The organism is Streptomyces jumonjinensis (genome assembly GCF_009600885.1).
GTDB lineage: Bacteria > Actinomycetota > Actinomycetes > Streptomycetales > Streptomycetaceae > Streptomyces > Streptomyces jumonjinensis.
In genome coordinates this window covers 1-21,293 of the sequence record NZ_VCLA01000111.1, presented here as the reverse complement: position 1 = coordinate 21,293, position 21,293 = coordinate 1, and the positions used below count along the sequence as shown (strand labels likewise).

The window sequence follows — 21,293 nt, the reverse complement described above, 5'->3', positions numbered from 1 at the left end:
AAGCTGACCATCCGGCAGGCCGCCGACGACCAGCACCGCCTCTTCACCGCGCTGAAGAAGATCTACACCAAGAAGTGGATCTCCACGGGCGCCTCCAAGGGCGGCATGACCGCGACCTACTACGAGCGCTTCCACCCCAAGGACATGGACGGCGTCGTCGCCTACGTCGCCCCCAACGAGGCGGACAACGCGGACGACTCCGCGTACAACCGCTTCTTCGAGAAGGTCGGCACCAAGAAGTGCCGCGACCTGCTCAAGGGCATGCAGCGCGAGGGCCTGGTCCGGCGTGCCCCGATGGAGCGGCTGCTCACCCGGCAGGTCGCCGAGAACGGGTGGACCTTCGACAGCGTCGGCTCTCTGGAGAAGGCGTACGAGGCCGCGGTCCTCGGGCTGCCCTGGGTCTTCTGGCAGTACTCCGGCACCGAGCAGTGCGACGCGATCCCCGCCGATCCGTCGAAGCTCTCCCACCGGAAGCTGTTCGCCGCCCTCAATGAGCTGAGCTCCCTCGCCGGGGCGAGCGACCAGGGCCTTGAGGACTTCGTGCCGTACTACTACCAGGCGGGCACCGAGCTGGGCGCCCCGGTGCTCGATGTGCCGTCGCACCTCAAGGACCTGGCCCGCTACGGCGATCTGCCGCCGCGCTCGTATGTGCCCCGGGACATCCCCATGACCTTCAAGCCGAAGGCGATGGCGGATGTGGACCGCTGGGTCCAGGACAAGGCGAACCGGATGCTCTTCGTCAACGGCCAGTGGGACCCGTGGGGGGCCAAGCCGTTCCGCCTCGGCAAGGGCGCGAAGGACAGCCATGTCCTGGTCGCCCCCAAGATGAACCACGGGGCCGACATCTCGATGCTGTCGAAGAAGGAGCAGGCGCTGGCCACCGCCAAGGTCCAGAAGTGGGCCGGGGTCGCGCCCGCGTCCGTGCTCAAGGACGCGTCGAAGGCGAAGCCGCTGGCCGCGTACAACGCCAGGCTCGACAACAGGGACGCGCAGCGGGAGCGGATGCTTCCGCCGATGGCTCCCTGAGGATGAGCGGGATCCTGTGAGTCCCTGAGCAGGAGCGGGGCCTGTCCGATGGTTCGGGCGGGCCCCGCGCCGTGTCCGGAGCTTCTCCGGTTGTCCGCTCAACTCCCCCGCGTACTCCGGAGTCCGTACATGCGGAGATCCACCGTGAGGAGAACGCATGCGCAAGACGCTCACCGGGTTCATATCGCTCGCCCTGCTGATGGGCACGGTGTCGGCGGCCGGGGCGGTCACCGCCGCAGCGCCCGCCGCCCCCGCCACGGCCGCGCGGGGGGCCGAGGCCGACATCAGGGACCGGCTGCTCGCGATCCCGGGCATGCGGCTGATCTCGGAGGAGCCCTCCGAGGGCCACCGGTTCTTCACCCTGGGCTATACCCAGCCCGTCGACCACCGCGACCCCGGCGGGGCCGTCTTCGAGCAGCGGTTCACCCTGCTGCACAAGAGCACCAGCCGTCCCACCGTCTTCCACACTTCCGGCTATGAGCTGGGGACCTATCCGGGCCGGACCGAGCCCACCCGGATTATCGACGGCAATGAAGTCGACCTGGAGCACCGGTACTTCGGATCGTCGCGGCCGGAGCCGGCCGACTGGTCCAAGCTGACCATCCGGCAGGCCGCCGACGACCAGCACCGCCTCTTCACCACGCTGAAGAAGATCTACCCCAGGAAGTGGATCGCCACCGGGAACTCCAAGGGCGGCATGACCGCCACGTACTACGAGCGCTTCCACCCCCGGGACATGGACGCCGTCGTCGCCTATGTCGCCCCCAACGACGTGAACAACGCAGAGGACTCCGCCTACGACCGCTTCTTCACCCAGGTCGGCACCGAGGAGTGCCGTGGCAGGCTCCGGGCGATCGAGCGCGAGGCCCTGATCCGGCGGGACGCGATGACGGCCCGGCTCGCCGGGGAGGCCGCCGCGCAGGGGCTCACCTTCGACGCCTTCGGCTCCCTGGACCAGGCGTACGAGGCCGCCGTGCGCGATGTCTCCTGGGGCCACTGGCAGCGAGCGCGGACGCCGTGCGCCGAGCTGCCCGACGCACCGTCCCTCACCGACCAGGAGCTCTACGAGGCGCTCGGGCGGCTCTCGGCGCCGGCCGCCTACGCGGATCAGGCGCTGGGCGACTTCGCCTACTACTACCAGGCGGGCACCGAGCTCGGGATGCCCCGCCTCAGCACCCCGGCGCATCTGCGGGGGCTGGTCCGCCACCCGTATCAGTCGCCCCGGTCCTATGTGCCCCGGGACATCCCGATGACCTTCAAGCAGGAGACGGTGCGGGACGTCGACCGCTGGGTCCGCGATCACGCGAGCCGGATGCTCTTCGTCAACGGCGAGTGGGACCCCTGGTCCGCCGAGCCGTTCCGCCCCGGCAGGGGCGCGAAGGACAGCCATGTCCTGACCGCGCCCCGGGGCGATCACTGGTCCCATATCGAGCATCTGGGCGGGCGGGACCGGGCGTTCGCCACCGCCAAGGTGCTGACCTGGGCCGGGGTGGCTCCCGCAGCCGTACGGAAGGACCCGTCGAAGGCGAGGCCGCTGGCGGCGTACGACAGCACGCTGGACCGGCCGGAGCGGGGTGGGGCGGACCGTCCGGCGGCCGGGCCGATCAGGCCCTGACGGCGCTCAGGGGCGGGTCGGGGCCGTCCCGGGGGCCCTGGGGGCTCACGGGGCGGTCAGGGGGCTCCAGGGGCACGCTCAGGGCCCGGCCCGGCGGCTCAACAGCGCCGGGCTCAGGGCGAGGGGGTGTGGGCCGTCGACAGCAGGCGTTCGGTGTCGGCGGGCTGGAGCTGGAGCGCGGCTCCCACCGTCGCCAGCACCTCCCGCTCGGCCGGGCTGTAGGGCCCGTCCGCGAGCGCGATCCGCGCCCCCTGGAGGAGGATCGACTCCCGGCCCGCGGGCACCAGATGCGGCGCGAGCGGCTCCAGCGCCTCATGGAGCTCGATCGCGAGAGCCGCGCCATAGGGCCCGGCGTCGGTGACGAAGCGGCCGGTGTCCGCGGCGAGCGCCTCGATCAGCCCGGTGAGCTGGTCCTCCGTGCAGTCATGGAGCCCGGCCGCGCGGACGGTGGCGACGGCCGTCTCCCGCACCGAGCGGGAAGAGGTCCCGCCGGAGGCGAGCACCGCGAGGGCGACCGTGTGCACGGCGTCGCGCAGCATCGCGGAGAAGCGGGCGGTGGTGGGGTGGTCCAGCACGTCCATGCCGAAGTGGCTGTGGCAGACGGCGCACTCGGCCACGGGCCCGGCCACTCCGCGCGGCATCAGCGGAATCCCGAGCAGGGTGAAACGGCGGCGGCCGGTGCGGCGGCGGTAATTGCGATCGCCTCCGCAGTCGGGACAGAAGAACTCTCCGTCGCCCACTGTGTTCCAGGAGGTATGAATGCCGCAGACCAGCAGCTTTCGGCCAAACACTCCCCGGTCTGCGCGCACCGCGCACCTCCGTAACGCTCCGGTGACATTCCCGCGTTGACGTGATGTTAGCCACACCGCAAGGGTGTCGTCAGCACTCTAACGGCAGTACGCCAGGACATGGCCGATTCCCCGCCCTGCGCATCTCCGGGCGAATCACCGCCCCCGCCCTGCCCAACAGCCCCTGCTCACCGGCGAAAAGGGGCCGCGCCCCCGGGTCCCGCCCATGCGGGCGGGCGTCCGGAGGCGCGGCGGAGGATTGAACCCGGTTCAGCGACCCGCGCGGTTGACGGCGGAGACGACGGCCTTCAGCGAGGCCCTGGTGGTGTTGGCGTCGATGCCGATGCCCCACAGCACCTTTCCGTCGATCGCGCACTCGATGTACGAGGCGGCCTGGGCGGAGGCGCCCTCGCTCATGGTGTGCTCGGTGTAGTCCAGCAGCCGGGCGTCCACGCCGATCTCGTTCAGCGCCGCGAAAAAGGCGGAGATCGGTCCGTTGCCGGTGCCCGTCAGCACGGTGTCGACGCCGTCCACGGTCGCGTCCACGGCCAGGGTGTCGACACCCTCGGTGTCCGTGGTCGACTGACCGGAGCGCAGCTGGATCCGGCCCCAGGGGTTCTCCGGGTTGGGCAGATACTCGTCCTGGAAGACGGACCAGATCGCGGCCGGGGTGACCTCGCCGCCCTCGCTGCCGGTCTTGGCCTGGATGATCCGGGAGAACTCGATCTGCATCCGGCGCGGCAGGTCGAGCTTGTGGTCGTTCTTCAGGACGTACGCGATGCCGCCCTTGCCGGACTGCGAGTTGACCCGGATGACCGCCTCGTAGGACCGGCCCACGTCCTTGGGGTCGATGGGCAGATACGGCACGTTCCACTCGATGTCGTCGACCGTCCTGCCCGCCGCCGCGGCGTCGGCCTCCAGCGCGTCGAAGCCCTTCTTGATGGCGTCCTGGTGGGAGCCGGAGAAGGCGGTGTAGACCAGATCGCCCGCGTAGGGGTGGCGGGGGTGGATCTCCATCTGGTTGCAGTACTCGCTGGTGCGGCGGATCTCGTCGATCTGCGAGAAGTCGATCTGCGGGTCGACGCCCTGCGAGAAGAGGTTCATGCCCAGGGTCACCAGGTCGACATTGCCGGTCCGCTCGCCCTGTCCGAACAGACAGCCCTCGATACGGTCCGCGCCCGCCATGATCGCCAGCTCGGCGGCGGCGACGGCGGTGCCCCGGTCGTTGTGCGGGTGGACGGAGAGGCAGACGAACTCCCGGCGGGAGAGATTCCGGCTCATCCACTCGAAGCGGTCCGCGTGGGTGGAGGGGGTGGAGCGCTCCACCGTGGCGGGCAGATTCAGGATGATCTCGCGGCCCGCCTCCGGCTGCCACACGTCCATGACGCCCTCGCAGACCTCCAGGGCGAAGTCCAGCTCGGTGTCGGTGAAGATCTCCGGGCTGTACTGGTAGCCGAAGATCGTCTCCGGGCCCAGGATCTTCTCGGCGTACTCCATCACCAGCCGGGTGCCGTCCACGGCGATCTGCTTGACCTGCTCCTTCGAGCCGCGGAAGACGACCCGGCGGAAGGTGGGGGCGGTGGCGTTGTAGAGATGGACGGTGGCCCGGTGCGCGCCGCGCAGGGACTCGACGGTCCGCTCGATCAGCTCCTCGCGCGCCTGGGTCAGTACGGAGATCGTCACATCCTCGGGGATCGCGCCCTCTTCGATGATGGAGCGGACGAACGCGAAGTCGGTCTCGCCGGAGGAGGGGAAGCCGACCTCGATCTCCTTGTAGCCCATCCGGACCAGCAGATCGAACATCTCCCGCTTGCGGGCGGGGGACATCGGGTCGATCAGGGCCTGGTTGCCGTCGCGCAGATCGGTGGAGAGCCAGCGCGGGGCCTGGGTGATCCGGCTGTCCGGCCAGGTGCGGTCGGCGATGTCGACGGCGTCGTACGGGCGGTACTTGTGCACCGGCATCCCGGACGGCTTCTGGGTGTGCGTCGCGTTGGTGACGGGCGTGGACCGGCCAACAGAAATATCAGACATATGCGGAGAGCTCCTCGGGAACCTGATCGGTCTGGGTCACCTCCCACGCCCGCTGGGCTAGGGGGGAGGCCGACTGGGTCGCGACAGCACCGGGTCCCGCGGGGAGGGGGTCGGCCTACGACTACAGGCCCTCGCCGCGGCAGCTAAGAAGAAGCAGCCCGAAACGCATGATGTGCGGAAGCGTAACCGAGGAGCGCGGGGAACGGGCCCCCTGTATCACCATGCGGGACACCTTATCGTTTTCAGCCAATCACGATACTTCACTCCATTTCACTAATCACGCTGGCAACTAGTGACAGCGGCGTGACTCAATGCCACATTGCGGGCATGGCGAACTCTCATCCCACTCCCACGTTCTGCACGATCATCCCGCCGCATGTCCTCGACAAGCTGGCCCGTTCCGGGGACCCTGTCATCGCCCTCGCCGCCCGCCGCACCCTGGAGGCGGACGCCGCACAGCGCACCCGGCGACGGCTGAACAGCGTCGCGGGGCCGGCCCCCGACACGGCCGCCCCGCCGCGCGGCACCGAGGCGACGGACCAGCCGGACCGCACCATCTACGACTGCGAGAACCGCACCCGGCTGCCCGGCCGGAAGGTCCGCGGCGAGGGCGACGCCCCCGGCCAGGACGCGACCGTCAATCGGGTGTACGCGGGCCTCGGCGCGACCTTCGAGCTGCTGCTGAAGACGTACGGCCGCAGCTCGCTCGACGGCGAGGGGCTGCCGCTGATCGCGAGCGTCCACTACGACCGGGAGTACGGGAACGCCTTCTGGGACGGCCAGCAGATGGTCTTCGGCGACGGCGACGGCGAGATCTTCCTGGACTTCTCCATTCCCGTCGACGTCATCGCCCACGAGCTGGCGCACGGGCTGACCCAGTACACGGCGAATCTCAGCTACTTCAGCCAGCCGGGGGCGCTCAACGAGTCCGTGTCGGACGTGATCGGCTCGCTGGTCAAGCAGTACACCCTCGGCCAGGACGCCGCCGACGCCGACTGGCTGATCGGCGCGGGACTGCTGGCCCCCCGGGTCACGGGCGTGGCGCTGCGGAGCATGAAGGCGCCGGGGACGGCGTACGACGACGATGTGCTCGGCAAGGACCCGCAGCCCGCCACGATGGACGGCTATGTCCGCACCGGACGGGACAATGGAGGGGTGCACATCAACTCCGGCATCCCCAACCACGCCTTCTATCTGCTCGCCGTCGAGCTGGGCGGGAAGTCATGGGAACGGGCCGGGCAGATCTGGTTCGACACCCTGACCGGCGGGGATGTGCCCGAGGACGCCAACTTCTCGGAGTTCGCCAAGCTGACGATCGCGGCGGCCAAGGCCCGCTACGGCGACGGCGAGGAGCTCCAGGCGGTGCGGAAGGCATGGGACACGGTCAAGGTCCGCACCGACTGAGAACCGTCCGCGTCCACTGAACGGCGGAACGGGGCGGTCCGGGTTGCCGGGTACCGCCCCGGACCGATCCGTACTAGACAGGAACCATGCGCATCCAGGTGAGACGGACGGGCGGCTTCGCCGGCATCGAGCGGTACGCCGAGGTGGAGACCACGGACCGGGAGGACGCCGGAGTCTGGAAGGCCCTGGCCGAGCGGGCCACGGCCGCCGGGCCCGAGACCCCGCGGGCGGGCGTGCCGGACGGCTTCAGCTACGAGATCACGGTGGACGGGCGGACGGTGCACTGCGCCGACCCCCGGCTCACCGACGAGCAGCGTGAGCTGATCTACCGCGTGCTGAAGGAAGGCGCGTGACGGACCGGGCGGTGATCCGAGTGGCCTAGCGGGCCGTCTAGAAGCCGAGCTTCCGGAGCTGCTTCGGGTCACGCTGCCAGTCCTTGGCGACCTTCACATGCAGATCGAGGAAGACAGGCGTGCCGAGAAGCGCCTCGATGTGCTTCCGGGACTTCGTCCCGACCTCCTTCAGACGCTTGCCCTTGGGGCCGATGATGATCCCCTTCTGGCTGGAGCGCTCGATGTAGACATTGGCGTGAATGTCCAGGAGGGGCTTGTCGGCGGGGCGGTCCGTGCGGGGCAGCATCTCCTCGACCACCACCGCGATCGAGTGCGGCAGCTCGTCCCGTACGCCTTCCAGCGCGGCCTCACGGATCAGCTCGGCCACCATGACCTGCTCCGGCTCGTCCGTGAGATCGCCCTCCGGGTAAAGCGGGGGGCCCTCCGGCAGCAGCGGGATCAGCAGATCGGCGACCAGCCCGACCTGCTTGTCGCCGACCACCGAGACCGGGACGATCTGGGCCCACTCGAAGCCCAGCTCCTGGGCCAGCTGGTCCACCGCGATCAGCTGCTCCGCGAGGGTCTTGGAGTCCACCAGGTCGGTCTTGGTGATGATCGCGACCTTGGGGGTCTTCTTGATCCCCGCCAGCTCCTTGACGATGAAGCGGTCGCCGGGGCCGAGCTTCTGATCGGCGGGCAGGCAGAAGCCGATGACATCGACCTCGGCCCACGTGGTGCGCACCACGTCGTTGAGCCGCTCGCCGAGCAGGGTGCGCGGCTTGTGCAGTCCGGGGGTGTCTACCAGGATCAGCTGCGCCTCGGGGCGGTGCACGATGCCCCGCACGGAGTGCCGCGTCGTCTGCGGCCGGTTGGAGGTGATCGCCACCTTCTGGCCGACGAGAGCGTTCGTGAGGGTGGACTTGCCCGCGTTGGGGCGGCCTACGAAGCAGGCGAAGCCCGACCGGTGGGCGGCGGGCTCGGAGGTCTGGGTACGAACGCTCATGCCGCCCATTGTCCCTGATGCCGGGCGGGCCCGTGCCCACCGGTGCGCCCGCGGGCTCGCGAAGAGGCTTCCGGCGGGCGCGGCGGCGGGGTTCCGGCAGGCTTCCGGCGGGCTTCCGGCGGGCGGAGGCGCATGTCAGAGGGGGTGCGGGGGCGCGGTGCGGTGCCTGCGGAAGCGCAGGGCGGCGCCCCCGGCGAGAAGCATGACGAGCAGCACCACGGCCACCAGCCACGGCAGGGCGAGAAAGGAGACGCCCGCCGTCTCCCGGGTGTCCCGGGCGCTCGCGGTCAGTCGCACCTCGCCCCAGTCGAGCTGGGGCGAGCCCGCCCAGCGCTCGGTGAGACGGATCTTCTGGCGCGGCAGCAGCTCGGCGGGGAGCCTCTTCAGATCGCGGCTGAGCAGATCACGGCCGAAGAGCCCCTCGGCCTTGAGCGCGACTTTGGGGTTCAGGGTCACATTGCCCCGGTTGTGGAGCGTGTACGAGATCAGTGCGCTGCTCTCGCCCGTGCCGGGCACCAGGGGGCGGCTCTGGGTGATCCGCAGACGCTCGACGGAGATGGCGGGGACGGTGGGTCCGTTCACGCGGAGATAGACGCGGGCCCCCACGGCCCGCTGGACGCCCATGGCGACCCGGCCCTTCGCCGGGCCGATCCGCTCGTCGAGCGCGACCAGCGCCCCGGCGTGGTCGCCCGGCTCGGCCCCCTCGGGGACGGTGAGGGTGTACGGCACGGTGACCGAGCCGCGCGCGGGGACCGTGACCCGGTCGCGTTCCGGTGTGATCCAGCGGCCGACGCCGCGCTGTCGCTCGGACCGGGAGCGTACGGCGAAACCCCCGTCGCGGGCGGTGTTGTAGGCGTCGGCCGCGTACAGCCGGAAGGTCAGCGGGGCGGCGGTCCGGTTGGCGACCGTGACCCGGTCGGCGATGGTCCGGCCGGGGTCGGCGGAGAGATAGAAGTACGGCCTGCCGCCCAGCTCGGAGGCGGCGGGGAAGACGGACCACTCGCCGTTGTCGGCGGCGCTGGCGGCGGGGGCCGGGGCGAGTGCTGTGAGCAGCGCGAGGATCAGGGCGAGGGCCGGGGCGGGGAGGGCGGCGTACCGGGCGGGCTGGGGCATGGGTGCGGACCCCCGGGGTACGGGCGGGACGGGCGGGTGCGCGCCCGGCCCGCCGGGCGGTCGGGTGAGAGGTCGGGTGAACGGTCAGGTGAGCGGTCAGGTGAGCGTGAGGGTGAGCACACCGGAGTACGCGCCCGGAGGCGTGAACGCCGGAACCTTCAGCGAGAGCTCCGCGTCCACGGTGAACTGTCCTCCGGTGAGCGCGCCGTCAGGCGTGGCGGCGAGTGTCGCGCCCTCGCCGCCGACCGGCCCCGCGGAACCGGGCTCGCAGGTGCTGGGGCTGCCCTCCTTGGTCCGGCACTCGGGGTCCCAGTGCAGCCGGTCCGCGTCGATGGCCGCGCCGCCGGGGCCGGTGAAGGCGGTGACCTTGCCGGTGAGGGACCAGCCCGCGGGGCCGCCGCGGAAGTCCTTGACGGTCACCGTCCGCAGATCGCCGTCGGCTCCGCCGCCCTTGCCGAAGTCGACGGAGGAGAGCTGGACGGTGTCCCCCTCCTGGGTCATGGAGAGGGTCCCGGCGGTCACGGACGCGTTGATCTTCTGACTGTCCTTGGGCAGCGGGGTGTCGTCCGCGACGGTGTACGCGGCGGGGCCCGCGCCCTTCTCCGCCGACCAGGAAGCGCCCTCGTAGGCGACGATCCCCGTGGTCGCCTTGTCGTTGACCTTGAAGCGGGCGGTGAAGTCGCCGGCCGCGTCGGAGGTGAAGGTCATCCGGTCGGCGGTCTCGGCCGCCCCGGCGCGTCCGGCGAGGGTGACCTCGGTGAGCGGGGTGAACTTGCCTCCGGTGACGGTGACCCGCTCACCGGGCTTCCCGGAGGCGGCGGCGAGCGTGATGGCGCGTTCGTTGGCGCCCGGCTGACCGCTCGCGGTGATGGTCTCGGAGACGGGGGCGGGCGGACTGCTGACCGTGCAGGGGGTGTCCAGCTCCATGAGGTAGCTGGTGTGGATGTTGTAGTCGCCGGGCGAGAGGGTGATCGAGCCGGGCGCGGTGACCTTGAACGTGCCGGTCATCGAGAACGGCGGGAACTCTCCCTTGCCGGGTACGGGCGGGTTCTCCTTCGGCCCGGTGACCGTGACCGCGCCGCTCTGCGCGCCGCCGAGCCGGACCTTGCCGGAGGGGGTCATGATGTCGGCGGGCAGCGCCAGGTCGACCGGGTTGCTCGCGGCGGGCTTGGTCACGCTGTAGGTCACGGTGACGGTGTCGCCGACCTGGGGCGTGGTGTCGTCGACGGTGATCCGGGCGGTGGTCGTGCCGTTGATCGGCGGCAGGCCGGAGACGGCGGGCGGTACGCAGCGGGTGGCGAAGTCGACCGCGGTCCCCGCGGTGGCCAGGGCGCTCGCGGGCGCGGACAGGACCGCCGTACCGGCGATGAGCAGGGCCGCGCCCAGCGCGGCGGTCCATCGCCGGGGGCCGAGGCGGACAGCTCGTCTTCGGGCGGCTGGTGCTCGGGTGGCCGTTGCCATGGAGATGCCCCCTTCGGAGGAGTGCGGGGCGGTCATTGACGGGCGGGGGCGATAAGAAGTCAATGGAGCCGAAACGCGTTGACTGATGACCCATCAGATGCTGTCAAGATCGGGGTTGGGCCTGGGCGCGCGGACCGGCCGGGTCGCGGAGGGCGGCCCGGCCGGTGGGCGGATGGCCCGGCCGGTGAGCGGATGGCGCTGCTGGTGGCTCAGATGTCTCAGCCGACGCCTCAGCTGAAGACGAACGGTCCCGGAGTCTGCGAGGTGAGCGCGTCACAGGCGACCGGGAAGCCGAAGACGTTCATCGACAGGGCGGTCCCCGCGAAGTACGAGTTGAGGCTGTTGCCGGGGGCGACGACGCCGCTCAGGGGGCCGATCTTCACCGCGCCGCCCGCCGGGAGCGGGGGATTCTTCCGGCCGGTGAACTTGACCGTGCCGCCGCCCGCCTTCGCCAGGGTGAGCGTCGCGTTGATCTGGTCCGCGCCGACCGCGAGGGGCGTCGTCACCGCCGAGTTGATGGTGATCGTCGCCGCTGTGCCGCTCTGGGTCGCGGTGAGGGTCGCCGTACCGCCGCCCCAGGAGCCGCAGTCGTAGGACGCCTGCGCCGTCCCGGGGGTGACGGCCGCGGCGGCGGGGGCGAGGACGAGTGAGGCGGCGGCGAGCGCTCCCGCCGTCAGGGCCGTGCCGATCAGTGGTCTGCTGCCTCGCATGGGGTTCCCCTTTCAGGGGTCGCGGTGCGACCGCCGCGCCGCCGCGGGCACGCCGAGCGGGCCCGGGGGCATACGGGCCGCCGCGCCGGGCCGGGAGCCGGGCGGATCACGGAAGGTCGCGTCAGAGGGTGCGCATGGACCATCGGTGGGCTCCACGGGCGGGGTGCGCACGCCACGCGGACAGGGAGACGGCCGGCTCGGCACGGGGCCGCGGCTCGGGTCCCGGACCGGGCCGTCCGATGGAATGGAACTGACGGTCCGTCGGTTGAACTGCTGTTCATTGATGCGCACGCGGCCGACGATTGCAAGACAGGGTCGCTTGATTCTTAAGCGTGCCGGGGCGCGTGGGGGCGGCCTGACCGGGGGACAGCATGGCCGGGGGGCGACAGCCTGCTTTGGGGGGGCGCACGACTTGGGGGGGCACCCTCTTGGGGCGGACCGCGCGAGGCACGGGCCGCCCCCAGGGCGTCAGCCGGCGGCGACCGTCGACTTCAGCGATCCGTCCGGACCGGCGAGCAGCACCGGGGCGGACGGCCCGCCCAGATCCCGTACGGCCGCGCGGTCCGCGTCCGGCACGGTGTCCTCGGCGGAGACCACGGCCGCGGCCTCCAGGGACTTGGCGCCGCTGGCGACGGCCATCGCGACGGCGGTCCGCAGGGCGCTGAGGCTGAGCGACTCCAGCGAGACCGTGCCCGCGACATAGGTGCGGCCGGTCTCGTCCCGTACGGCCGCGCCCTCGGGCACTCCGTTGCGGGCGCGGGCGCTGCGGGCCAGCGTGATGATCTTGCGGTCCTCGGGGGCGAGGTCGTCCGGGCCGGTGCTCTGCGTCATGCCCCGAGCATAGATCGGGACGGTGCCAGGACCACGGGCGGATCAGCCCCGGGCGGCCTCGACGAATGTGTCGCCCGCGCGCTTGGCCAGGTCGCCGAAGCCCTTGTTCCCGGAGCCTTCGGAACCGCCGGATTCCCCGCAGGCCGCCGCGGTGAGACAGAGCGCGGATACGGCGAGAACGGCGGCTGCGCCGCGACGCGTGCGGGTACGCATGAAAGTGATACTCCCTGGAACCTGAATAGCCGAGCGGGGAGACTTCCCCTCGGCGGACCGGCCGAGAATACCCGTGTCCCGCACCGGGCTATCGGCCGGAGTCCCGGCTCAGGGGCGGTCGAGACGGAGCCGTACATCCTTGGGGAGACCCGCCACCACCAGGTCGTACGAGTCCTCGATCAGCTCTCGCACCTGCTGGTCGGGCAGGGCTTCCACCGTCACCGTGTTCCAGTGGCGCTTATTCATATGCCAGCCGGGGACGATCTCAGGGTGATCGGCGCGCAGCCGCTCCGCGATGTCCGGGTCGCATTTCAGATTGACCGTCAGAGGCTTTCCGTCGAGCGCGCTCAGCGCGAACATCTTGCCCGCGACTTTGAAGACGGAAGTCTCCGGACCGAACGGGAATTCCTCGACCGCGTCATTGAATTCCAGACAGAACGCCTTCAGCTGATGCGCCTTCATATCCCCGGCTCCCCCTTCGAAGCGCCCTCGACCGGCTCGGCGAGCACGGTGACGATTCTGTTCCGGCGGCCCGCCGCCGACTCCGCGGTCAGCCGCAGCGCCCGTCCGTCCGGCAGATCGACGACGGCGCTCGCGCCCGCGATGGGCACCCTGCCGAGCGCCTTCGCCAGCAGTCCGCCGACCGTCTCCACATCCTCGTCGTCCAGCTCGTCCAGGCCGTAGAGCTCGCCCAGATCGCCGATGTCGAGCCGGGCGGTGACGCGGTAACGGCTCTCGCCGAGCTCCTCGACCGGGGGCAGCTCACGGTCGTACTCGTCGGTGATCTCGCCGACGATCTCTTCGAGGATGTCCTCGATGGTGACGATGCCCGCCGTGCCGCCGTACTCGTCGATGACGACGGCGACGTGGTTGCGCTTCTGCTGCATCTCGCGCAGCAGATCCCCGGCGTTCTTGGTGTCGGGCACGAAGACCGCGGGCCGCATGGCCGTGGAGACCAGATCGGTCTCCGCGTCACGGTTCACATGGGTCTTGCGCACCAGGTCCTTGAGGTAGACGACGCCGACGACGTCGTCCTCGTTCTCCCCGGTGACGGGGATGCGGGAGAAGCCGGAGCGCAGGGCGAGGGTGAGCGCCTGGCGGACGGTCTTGTACCGCTCGATGCAGACCAGGTCCGTGCGCGGCACCATCACTTCGCGCACCAGGGTGTCGCCGAGCTCGAAGACGGAGTGCACCATCCGGCGCTCGTCGTCCTCGATCAGCGACTCCTGCTCGGCGAGGTCCACCAGCGCCCGCAGCTCCGCCTCGCTCGCGAAGGGGCCCTTGCGGAAGCCCTTGCCGGGGGTGAGCGCATTGCCGATCAGGATCAGCAGCTGGGGAATGGGCCCCATGATCCTGGCCAGCGGCAGCAGCACATAGGCCGCCGCGGTGGCCGTGTTCAGCGGGTGCTGACGGCCGATGGTGCGCGGGGAGACGCCCACCGCGACATAGGAGACCAGCACCATCACCGCGATGGCGACGGTCAGGGCCTCCCAGGTCTCGGGGAACTCCTGGAGGCAGGCGTAGGTGACCAGGACCCCCGCCGCCATCTCACAGGCCACCCGCACCAGCAGGGCGACATTGAGATAGCGGGTGGGGTCGGCGGCGACCTGCGCCAGCCGGGCCGCGCCGCGCCGCCCGGAGCGGACGGCCTCGGCGGCCCGGAAGCCGGAGACCCGGGCGATGCCCGCCTCCGCGCACGCCGCCAGCCAGGCGACGACGACGAGCAGAACCGCCCCGAAGACCAGGGGGGCGCTCATGAGACGGTCGGCGCCGGGGAGGGACCGGTGAGGCCCTTCTCCGCCCGCCAGCCATCGACGATCGCCGCCTGGAGGCCGAACATCTCGGCCTTCTCGTCCGGCTCCTCATGGTCGTACCCCAGCAGATGGAGCACGCCGTGGACGGTCAGCAGCTGGAGCTCCTCGTCCATGGAATGCCCGGTCGGGGCCTCTTCGCCCTGCTTGGCAGCGACCTCGGGGCAGAGCACGATGTCGCCGAGGAGCCCCTGCGGGGGCTCCTCGTCGTCCTTGACCGGCGGACGGAGCTCGTCCATCGGGAAGGACATGACATCGGTGGGTCCGGGCAGATCCATCCACTGGATGTGGAGCTGCTCCATGGCCTCCGCGTCCACCACGATCACCGAGAGCTCGGAGAGCGGATGGATGCGCATCCGGGCGAGCGCATAGCGGGCCACGTCGAGGATCGCCCGTTCGTCGACCTCGGTTCCGGACTCGTTGTTGACGTCGATCGACATGATGTGCTGTTTCCGCTACTTCCCGTGCCCGCCGCTGCCGTGCCCCTTACGGCCGCCGCTGTGGCCGCCGTCACGGCTGCCGGGCAGGCCGCCGTCGAGCCCGTCGTACTTCTCGTACGCGTCGACAATACGGCCGACGAGCTTGTGCCGGACGACGTCGTGAGAGGTCAGCCGCGAGAAGTGGACGTCCTCGACGCCCTCCAGGATGTCCTGGACCTGGCGCAGACCGCTCTTGGTGCCGTTGGGGAGGTCGACCTGGGTGACATCTCCGGTGACGACGATCTTCGAGTCGAAGCCGAGCCTGGTGAGGAACATCTTCATCTGCTCGGCGCTGGTGTTCTGCGCCTCGTCGAGAATGATGAACGCGTCATTGAGCGTCCGGCCGCGCATATACGCCAGGGGCGCGACCTCGATGGTGCCCGCGGCCATCAGCCGCGGGATGGAGTCGGGGTCGAGCATGTCGTGCAGCGCGTCGTAGAGCGGGCGCAGATAGGGGTCGATCTTCTCGTAGAGAGTGCCGGGGAGGAAGCCGAGCCGCTCTCCCGCCTCGACGGCAGGCCGGGTCAGGATGATCCGGTTGACCTGCTTGGACTGGAGCGCCTGGACCGCCTTGGCCATCGCGAGATAGGTCTTGCCGGTGCCCGCGGGGCCGATGCCGAACACGATGGTGTGCTTGTCGATCGCGTCGACATAGCGCTTCTGGTTGAGCGTCTTGGGGCGGATGGTCCGGCCGCGGCTGGACAGAATGTTCTGGGTGAGCACTTCGGCGGGGGTCTCGGGACCGTCCCCGCCGCCGTTCTCGCTCGCCCGGAGCATCGCGATCGAGCGTTCCACTGCGTCCTCCGTCATCGGCTGCCCGGTGCGGAGCACGAGCATCATCTCGTCGAACAGGCGCTGGACGAGCGCGACTTCCGCCGGGTCTCCGGCCGCGCTGATCCGATTGCCCCGGACATGGATATCGGCCGCCGGGAAGGCCTTCTCGATGACGCGGAGCAGGGCGTCACCGGAACCGAGGACCGTCACCATGGGGTGCTTGGCGGGAACGGCGAACTCGGCTCGCGCCTGCCCCGGCGCTGAGGCTTCCCCCGCGGACGGGGGGCGCTGGGGCGGGGTCTGGGCTGTGGGTGTCTGAGTCATGGGCCGGCACTGAGGCCTGCGCATACCTCCCGGTGCGGGGTTCTCGCTGCTCGACAACCTCTCGACGTCCAGCGTACGACGCGACACCGACAACGACCGAGGGCTTTTCGGCGATCGCCACCGGCGTGCTATGCGCGCGGCGGGGTCGGCGTCGGGGTCGGGTGCCGCGGCGGCGACCCCCGGGCGCTACGCCGGGTCGCCGCCGGATCGCCGCCGGACGTTACGCCGGGGTCGCCGCCGGATCGCCGCCGGGTGCTACGCCGGGCTGCGGAAGCCGATGGTGGGCACGGCCCGGCGCAGCGGCCAGGGCCTGGCCGGGGCGGGCAGCAGCTGGTCGAGGAAGGCGTACCGCCGCAGCGCGGCCGTGGTCTGGCCGCCGAGGCTCTGGACCTGCTGCCACCAGGCCGCGATCTCCAGCCAGCCGGGCGCGGAGAGCGAGCCGCCGAACTCCTGCACCGAGAGCGCGGCGGTCAGCCCGGCGAAGGCGAGCCGGTCGGCCAGCGGCCACTCGGCCAGGGTCCCGGCGACGAACCCGGCCACGAACACATCGCCCGCCCCGGTCGGATCGAGCGCCTCCACCGCGATGGCGGGCACCTGCGCGCTCTCCCCGGTCGAGCCGTCCACGGCGTACGCCCCTTCGGAGCCGAGCGTGACCACGGCCATCGGCACCCGGTCGGCGAGGGCGTGGGCGGCGGCCAGCGGGCACCGGGTGCGGGTGTAGCGCATCGCCTCCTCCGCATTGGGCAGAAACGCCTCGCAATGCTCCAGATCGGCGAGGTCGGCCGGGTCCCAGCGGCCCGTCTCGTCCCAGCCGACGTCGGCGAAGATCCTGGTGCCCGCGCGGGCACACTGGCCGATCCACTCGTCCCGCCGGCCGGGGGTGAGGGAGGCGACGGCCGCGCGCGCGGACGGCGGGCGGCGGAGGGCCGACTCCGGCGGCGGGGCCTCGTGTCCGTGGGAGATCATCGTGCGCTCCCCCTCGTACGCCATCGAGACGGTGACCGGGGAGTGCCAGCCGGGCACCGTGCGCGAGCGGGCGAGATCGATGCCCTCGCCCTGTTCGAGGGCGTCCCGGCAGTAGTCCCCGTAATGGTCGTCCCCGAAGGCGGCGGCGAGCGAGGTGCGCAGTCCGAGCCGGGCGAGCGCGGTGGCCATGTTGGCGACCCCGCCGGGGCTCGACCCCATCCCCCGGGCCCAGGACTCGGTGCCCCGGACGGGGGCGGAGTCGAGGCCGGTGAAGATGATGTCCAGGAAGACGGTACCGGTGAGATACACGTCGCAGAGGGGATCGGCGGGGGTGCGCAGCCGGGCGAGGGGATCCAGGCAGTAGGCATGGTGGCCGGTCGCCGGTGGGCCGTGGTGGGTGCTATGCCGAATGCTCACAGTCGCCGCTCCTGTGTGCGTGATCCGATGGCCCCAGTCTGCCAAAGCCGGGGGCGGACAGCCCGGTCTCCATCCATACTTCAGCAAGTCCGCGGGAAGGGGCAGCTGGGGCCGTGGGTGCGGGGGCGGGCGGTGCCATGGGCTCGGGCGTGGGCGGCGCCGTGGGCGCGTGGGCGGCGTCCCTCACCCGGGACCGACGGTGTCTCTCACCCGGGACCGGCGGCAACCCTCACCCAGTGCCGGCGGCGTACGCCACCCGGAACCGGCGGCAGCCCTCACCCGAGACCGGCGGAGCCTCTCACCAGCGCGGGACCGGCTGCGTACGCCACCCGGGATCGGCCCGGCGCATCGCCCGGGCGTCGTCGCGGTCCCGCAGCGCGCCGTCGTCGGCCAGCCAGCGCCGGTGCAGCGCGGCCAGCCGCTCCCGGTCCAGCTCCACCCCGAGCCCCGGCCGGTCGCTCACCGTGAGCGATCCGCCGTCGAAGGCGAGCCGCTCGGTGATCACGTCCTCGGTCTGCCAGGGGTAGTGGGTGTCACAGGCGTGGTCCAGATTGGGCACGACGGCCGCCACCTGGTTCATCGCGGCGAGACTGATCCCGAGGTGGGTGTTGGAGTGCATGGAGAGCCCCACGCCGTGAATCCGGCAGATCGCGGCCAGCTCCCGGGTGTTGCGCGGCCCGCCCCAGTAGTGGTGGTCCGAGAGCACCACCCGCACGGCCCGCCGGGCGAACGCCTCGGGGATCTCCGCGAAGGTCGTCACGCACATGTTGGTGGCGAGCGGGACCTCCGTCGCCGCCGCGACCCGCGCCATCCGGTCCACCGTCCCGGCCGGGTCCTCCAGATACTCCAGCAGCCCGCCGATCTCGTCGGCGACCCGGAGCGAGGTCTCCACCGTCCAGGCCCCGTTGGGGTCGAGCCTCAGCGGCCGGCCGGGGAACGCCTCCGCGAGGGCGCGCACCGCCGCCGTCTCCTCGCCGGGCGGGAAGACCCCGCCCTTGAGCTTGAAGGAGCGGAAGCCGTGCTCGCGCGCCAGCCGCCGGGCCTGGGCGACGATCCCGGCCGGGTCGAGCGCCGCCTCCCAGCCGTCATCCTCGCCCGCCCCGTCCGGATGCCGGGCCCAGCGGTAGAAGAGATAGCCGCTGTACTCGACGGCGTCGCGCACCTTGCCGCCGAGCAGCGCGTGCACGGGCAGGCCGAGCGCCTTGCCGAAGGCGTCGAGCAGGGCGACCTCGAAGGCGGAGACGACCGACAGCCGCAGCTTCTCGGCGGTCCGCACCCCGCGCAGACCGCTCGCGTCCACGGACGAGGAGACCGCGGATTCGGGGGCCGGGCCGCAGACGCGGGCGGCGAGATCGTGCAGTCCGTTCACATCGCTGACCCGATGGCCGGGCAGAGCGACCGCCAGCGGGGCGGCGAGACGGAGGTAGGCGGTATCGCCGTAGGTCTCGCCGACGCCGGTGATCCCCCCGGCGGTCACCGCCTCGACGATCAGTCTGGGGGTGTACGGCTGGTGCACGCCCTGGGTGTTGAGCAGGGGCGGGTCCGCCGTGAGGACGGGGGTCAGACGTATCTCGCCGATCGTCAGATCCTGGCTCATGCCATGGCTCCTGCCGGTCTCCGGAATGAACACCGTGCACATACGTGAATGGAGACTAGGTAGGCGGCCCGTCGCCGGTCAATGGGTGCCGCCGGGACCTCGCCTGTCCCTCAGGGATACGGAGACGGCGTCCCGCTCGGGAGTGAGCGGGACGCCGTCATGAGCCGTGGGAGCTGTGGGAGGCCCTCTACTCCTGGAGCTCCACGCCGAAGTCGTACGCGTCGACCTCGGCGATCAGCCGGGCCCTGCGCTCCTCGTCGTCCTCCAGGAACGACGCCTCGAACGAGTTCCGCGCCAGCTCCCGCAGCCGGTCCTCGCTCAGCCCCAGCGCCTCGCGGACCGCGTGGAAGGTGTCCCCGACATAGCCTCCGAAGTACGCCGGATCGTCGGAGTTGACGGTGCAGAAGAGGCCCGCGTCCATCATCCGGGCCAGCGGGTGCTCCTCCAGCAGGTCGATCACCCGCAGCCGGAGGTTCGACAGCGGACAGAGCGTCAGCGGCACCCGCTCCCGGGCCAGCCGCTCGACCAGCTCCGGGTCCTCCATGCAGCGCAGTCCGTGGTCGATGCGCTCCACGCCGAGGACGTCCAGGGCCTCCCGGACGTAAGCGGCCGGACCCTCCTCGCCCGCGTGCGCGACCTTGCGCAGACCGAGCGCGGCAGCCGCCTCGTACACCTCACGGAACTTCGACGGCGGATTGCCGGCCTCCGCCGAGTCCAGGCCCACGGCGGTGATCCGGTGCAGATGGGGCTTGGCGGATTCGAGCGTCTCCAGGGCGGAGTCGGCGGACTGGTCCCGCAGAAAGCACATGATCAGCCGGGTGGAGACGCCGTGCCGACGCTCGGCGGCGTCCAGGGCGGTGGCCAGGCCCTCGATCACCGTGCCGATGGGCACGCCCCGGGCGGTGTGCGCCTGCGGATCGAAGAAGATCTCCGCGTGGCGTACGCCCTGGGCGGCGGCGCGGGTCAGATAGGCGTCCGCGAGCTCGGCGAAGTCGTCCTCGGTGCGCAGGACGGCCATCAGCCCGTAATAGAGGTCGAGGAACGACTGGAGGTCCCGGAAGTCATAGGCGCGGCGCAGCTCTTCGGTGTCCTTGAAGGGCAGTGTCACGCCGTTCCGCGCGGCGAGCGCGAAGGCGAGTTCGGGCTCCAGGGTGCCCTCGATGTGCAGGTGCAGTTCGGCTTTGGGGAGTGGCACGGGTCCAGCTTCGCTCATGGGTGACGTTTGGGGAGGGGGACGCGCAGAAGGTCGGAGGCGATGGTCAGCTCGCCCGTGAACCCGGCGGCGCGGGCCTGGCGGCCGAATTCGCCGGGGTCGGAGTAGCGCTGCGAGAAATGGGTGAGGACCAGATGCCGTACGCCCGCGTCGCGCGCCGCGCGGGCGGCCTGGCCCGCGGTCAGATGGCCGTGGTCCACGGCCAGCTGTTCGTCCTCGTCCAGGAAGGTGGACTCGATGACGAGCAGATCGCAGCCGTCCGCGAGGGCGTGGACGCCGTCGCAGAGCCGGGTGTCCATGACGAAGGCGAACCGCTGCCCCCGGCGTACCTCGCTGACCTCGTCCAGGGTGACGCCGCGGAGTTCGCCCTCGCGCTGGAGCCGGCCCACGTCGGGCCCCCGGATGCCGCGCTCGGCGAGCAGGCCGGGAAGCATCCGGCGGCCGTCCGGCTCGACGAGCCGGTAGCCGAAGGACTCGACGGGGTGGGAGAGTCTGCGCGCTTCGAGGGTGTACGCGGGGGTTTCGGCGAGCACCCCGTCGGCGGCGACGGGGGCCTCGGTCAGTCGCACGGTCTCGCGGTAGGCGGTGGCGTACCGCAGCCGTTCGAAGAAGCGCTGCCCGCCGGCCGGGTAGTGGGCGGAGATCTCGTGCGGGACCCGGTCGAGGTTGATGCGCTGGATCACCCCGGCGAGTCCGAGGGAGTGGTCGCCGTGGAAGTGGGTGACGCAGATCCGGTTGAGGTCATGGGCGGCGACCCCGGCGCGCAGCATCTGGCGCTGGGTGCCCTCGCCCGGGTCGAAGAGAATGCCCTCGGCGTCCCAGCGCAGAAGGTAGCCATTGTGGTTGCGATGGCGGGTGGGAACCTGGCTGGCGGTGCCGAGGACGACGAGCTCTCGTACGGACAAGGCGGTGCCCGCTACCCGGGGGGCCATTCGAGGCCACGGCCGCCGAGGAGGTGCGCGTGGGCGTGGAACACGGTCTGTCCGGCGCCGGGGCCGGTGTTGAAGACGATCCGGTATCCCGGCTCGACGGTCTTCTCCTGCGCGGCGATCTCGCCCGCCTCACGGAGCAGCTCGGCGGCGAGCGCGGGCTCGGCGAGGGCGAGGGAGGCGGCGTCGGGGTAGTGGACCTTGGGGATGACCAGGACGTGGGTGGGGGCCTGGGGGTTGATGTCGCGGAAGGCCA

The 21,293-nt window shown here is 71.3% G+C and carries 21 protein-coding genes; 4 read left to right on the top strand and 17 right to left on the bottom strand.

The annotated features are described in order from the left end of the window. Both FF041_RS12850 and FF041_RS12845 read left to right on the top strand, forming a co-directional pair. A partial coding sequence (locus FF041_RS12850) for an alpha/beta hydrolase family protein (protein ID WP_228388174.1) occupies positions 1-1,026 on the top strand: 1,026 nt, incomplete at its 5' end. A 157-nt stretch (positions 1,027-1,183) separates the two neighbouring features. Then, the gene (locus FF041_RS12845) at positions 1,184-2,641 is read left to right on the top strand and encodes a S28 family serine protease (protein WP_153522958.1); all 1,458 of its coding nucleotides are present in this window, start codon (positions 1,184-1,186) and stop codon (positions 2,639-2,641) included. Positions 2,642-2,754: 113 nt separating this feature from the next. On the opposite strand, the gene FF041_RS12840 is transcribed toward FF041_RS12845, so the two are convergent. Both FF041_RS12840 and leuA read right to left on the bottom strand, forming a co-directional pair. Then, a complete protein-coding gene (locus tag FF041_RS12840) occupies positions 2,755-3,450 on the bottom strand; it encodes a tellurite resistance TerB family protein (RefSeq protein WP_323391814.1) in 696 nt (231 codons plus the stop codon). Between the two features lie 249 nt (positions 3,451-3,699). After that, positions 3,700-5,460, bottom strand: coding sequence for a 2-isopropylmalate synthase (gene leuA, locus FF041_RS12835; protein ID WP_153522957.1), 1,761 nt, complete (start codon positions 5,458-5,460; stop codon positions 3,700-3,702). Between the two features lie 327 nt (positions 5,461-5,787). Between leuA and FF041_RS12830 the strand changes: the two genes are divergently transcribed. Then, on the top strand, positions 5,788-6,864 hold the full coding sequence (locus FF041_RS12830) for a M4 family metallopeptidase (protein WP_153522956.1): 1,077 nt from the start codon (positions 5,788-5,790) through the stop codon (positions 6,862-6,864). An 86-nt stretch (positions 6,865-6,950) separates the two neighbouring features. Next, positions 6,951-7,217 carry a protealysin inhibitor emfourin gene (locus FF041_RS12825; protein WP_153522955.1) on the top strand — a complete coding sequence of 89 codons (267 nt, stop codon included), beginning with the start codon at positions 6,951-6,953 and terminating at the stop codon, positions 7,215-7,217. A 37-nt stretch (positions 7,218-7,254) separates the two neighbouring features. On the opposite strand, the gene era is transcribed toward FF041_RS12825, so the two are convergent. From era to FF041_RS12750, 15 genes are all read right to left on the bottom strand, one after another. Next, positions 7,255-8,208 carry a GTPase Era gene (era, locus tag FF041_RS12820; RefSeq protein ID WP_398699277.1) on the bottom strand — a complete coding sequence of 318 codons (954 nt, stop codon included), beginning with the start codon at positions 8,206-8,208 and terminating at the stop codon, positions 7,255-7,257. 126 nt (positions 8,209-8,334) lie between these two features. After that, the gene (locus FF041_RS12815; protein ID WP_153522953.1) at positions 8,335-9,312 is read right to left on the bottom strand and encodes a WxL protein peptidoglycan domain-containing protein; all 978 of its coding nucleotides are present in this window, start codon (positions 9,310-9,312) and stop codon (positions 8,335-8,337) included. A gap of 96 nt (positions 9,313-9,408) precedes the next feature. Then, positions 9,409-10,773 carry a beta-xylosidase gene (locus tag FF041_RS12810; protein WP_153522952.1) on the bottom strand — a complete coding sequence of 455 codons (1,365 nt, stop codon included), beginning with the start codon at positions 10,771-10,773 and terminating at the stop codon, positions 9,409-9,411. 230 nt (positions 10,774-11,003) lie between these two features. Further along, positions 11,004-11,483: a hypothetical protein gene (locus FF041_RS12805; protein ID WP_153522951.1), complete on the bottom strand. Its 480-nt coding sequence runs from the start codon at positions 11,481-11,483 to the stop codon at positions 11,004-11,006. 468 nt (positions 11,484-11,951) lie between these two features. Then, positions 11,952-12,314: a cytidine/deoxycytidylate deaminase family protein gene (locus FF041_RS12800; RefSeq protein ID WP_153481845.1), complete on the bottom strand. Its 363-nt coding sequence runs from the start codon at positions 12,312-12,314 to the stop codon at positions 11,952-11,954. Positions 12,315-12,356: 42 nt separating this feature from the next. Further along, positions 12,357-12,527, bottom strand: a complete 171-nt coding sequence (locus tag FF041_RS12795; RefSeq protein ID WP_153522950.1) for a hypothetical protein — start codon at positions 12,525-12,527, stop codon at positions 12,357-12,359. A 108-nt stretch (positions 12,528-12,635) separates the two neighbouring features. Beyond that, positions 12,636-12,989, bottom strand: a complete 354-nt coding sequence (locus FF041_RS12790) for an MmcQ/YjbR family DNA-binding protein (RefSeq protein ID WP_153481843.1) — start codon at positions 12,987-12,989, stop codon at positions 12,636-12,638. Further along, the gene (locus tag FF041_RS12785; RefSeq protein WP_153481842.1) at positions 12,986-14,284 is read right to left on the bottom strand and encodes a hemolysin family protein; all 1,299 of its coding nucleotides are present in this window, start codon (positions 14,282-14,284) and stop codon (positions 12,986-12,988) included. Before FF041_RS12785 ends, FF041_RS12790 begins: the two co-directional genes overlap by 4 nt. Continuing rightward, a complete protein-coding gene (ybeY, locus tag FF041_RS12780; protein WP_153522949.1) occupies positions 14,281-14,778 on the bottom strand; it encodes an rRNA maturation RNase YbeY in 498 nt (165 codons plus the stop codon). Before ybeY ends, FF041_RS12785 begins: the two co-directional genes overlap by 4 nt. Positions 14,779-14,793: 15 nt before the next feature. After that, on the bottom strand, positions 14,794-15,915 hold the full coding sequence (locus FF041_RS12775) for a PhoH family protein (protein WP_153522948.1): 1,122 nt from the start codon (positions 15,913-15,915) through the stop codon (positions 14,794-14,796). Between the two features lie 255 nt (positions 15,916-16,170). Continuing rightward, a complete protein-coding gene (locus FF041_RS12770) occupies positions 16,171-17,298 on the bottom strand; it encodes a carbohydrate kinase family protein (RefSeq protein ID WP_398699268.1) in 1,128 nt (375 codons plus the stop codon). A 298-nt stretch (positions 17,299-17,596) separates the two neighbouring features. Next, positions 17,597-18,895, bottom strand: coding sequence for an enolase C-terminal domain-like protein (locus FF041_RS12765; RefSeq protein ID WP_153522946.1), 1,299 nt, complete (start codon positions 18,893-18,895; stop codon positions 17,597-17,599). Between the two features lie 187 nt (positions 18,896-19,082). Further along, complete coding sequence (locus FF041_RS12760) at positions 19,083-20,090, bottom strand: adenosine deaminase (RefSeq protein ID WP_323391813.1); 1,008 nt, start codon at positions 20,088-20,090, stop codon at positions 19,083-19,085. 14 nt (positions 20,091-20,104) lie between these two features. Beyond that, positions 20,105-21,013, bottom strand: a complete 909-nt coding sequence (locus FF041_RS12755; protein ID WP_153522944.1) for a ribonuclease Z — start codon at positions 21,011-21,013, stop codon at positions 20,105-20,107. Positions 21,014-21,024: 11 nt separating this feature from the next. Next, positions 21,025-21,293, bottom strand: a 269-nt coding sequence (locus FF041_RS12750) for an HIT domain-containing protein (protein ID WP_153522943.1), incomplete at its 5' end; no start/stop codon positions are given.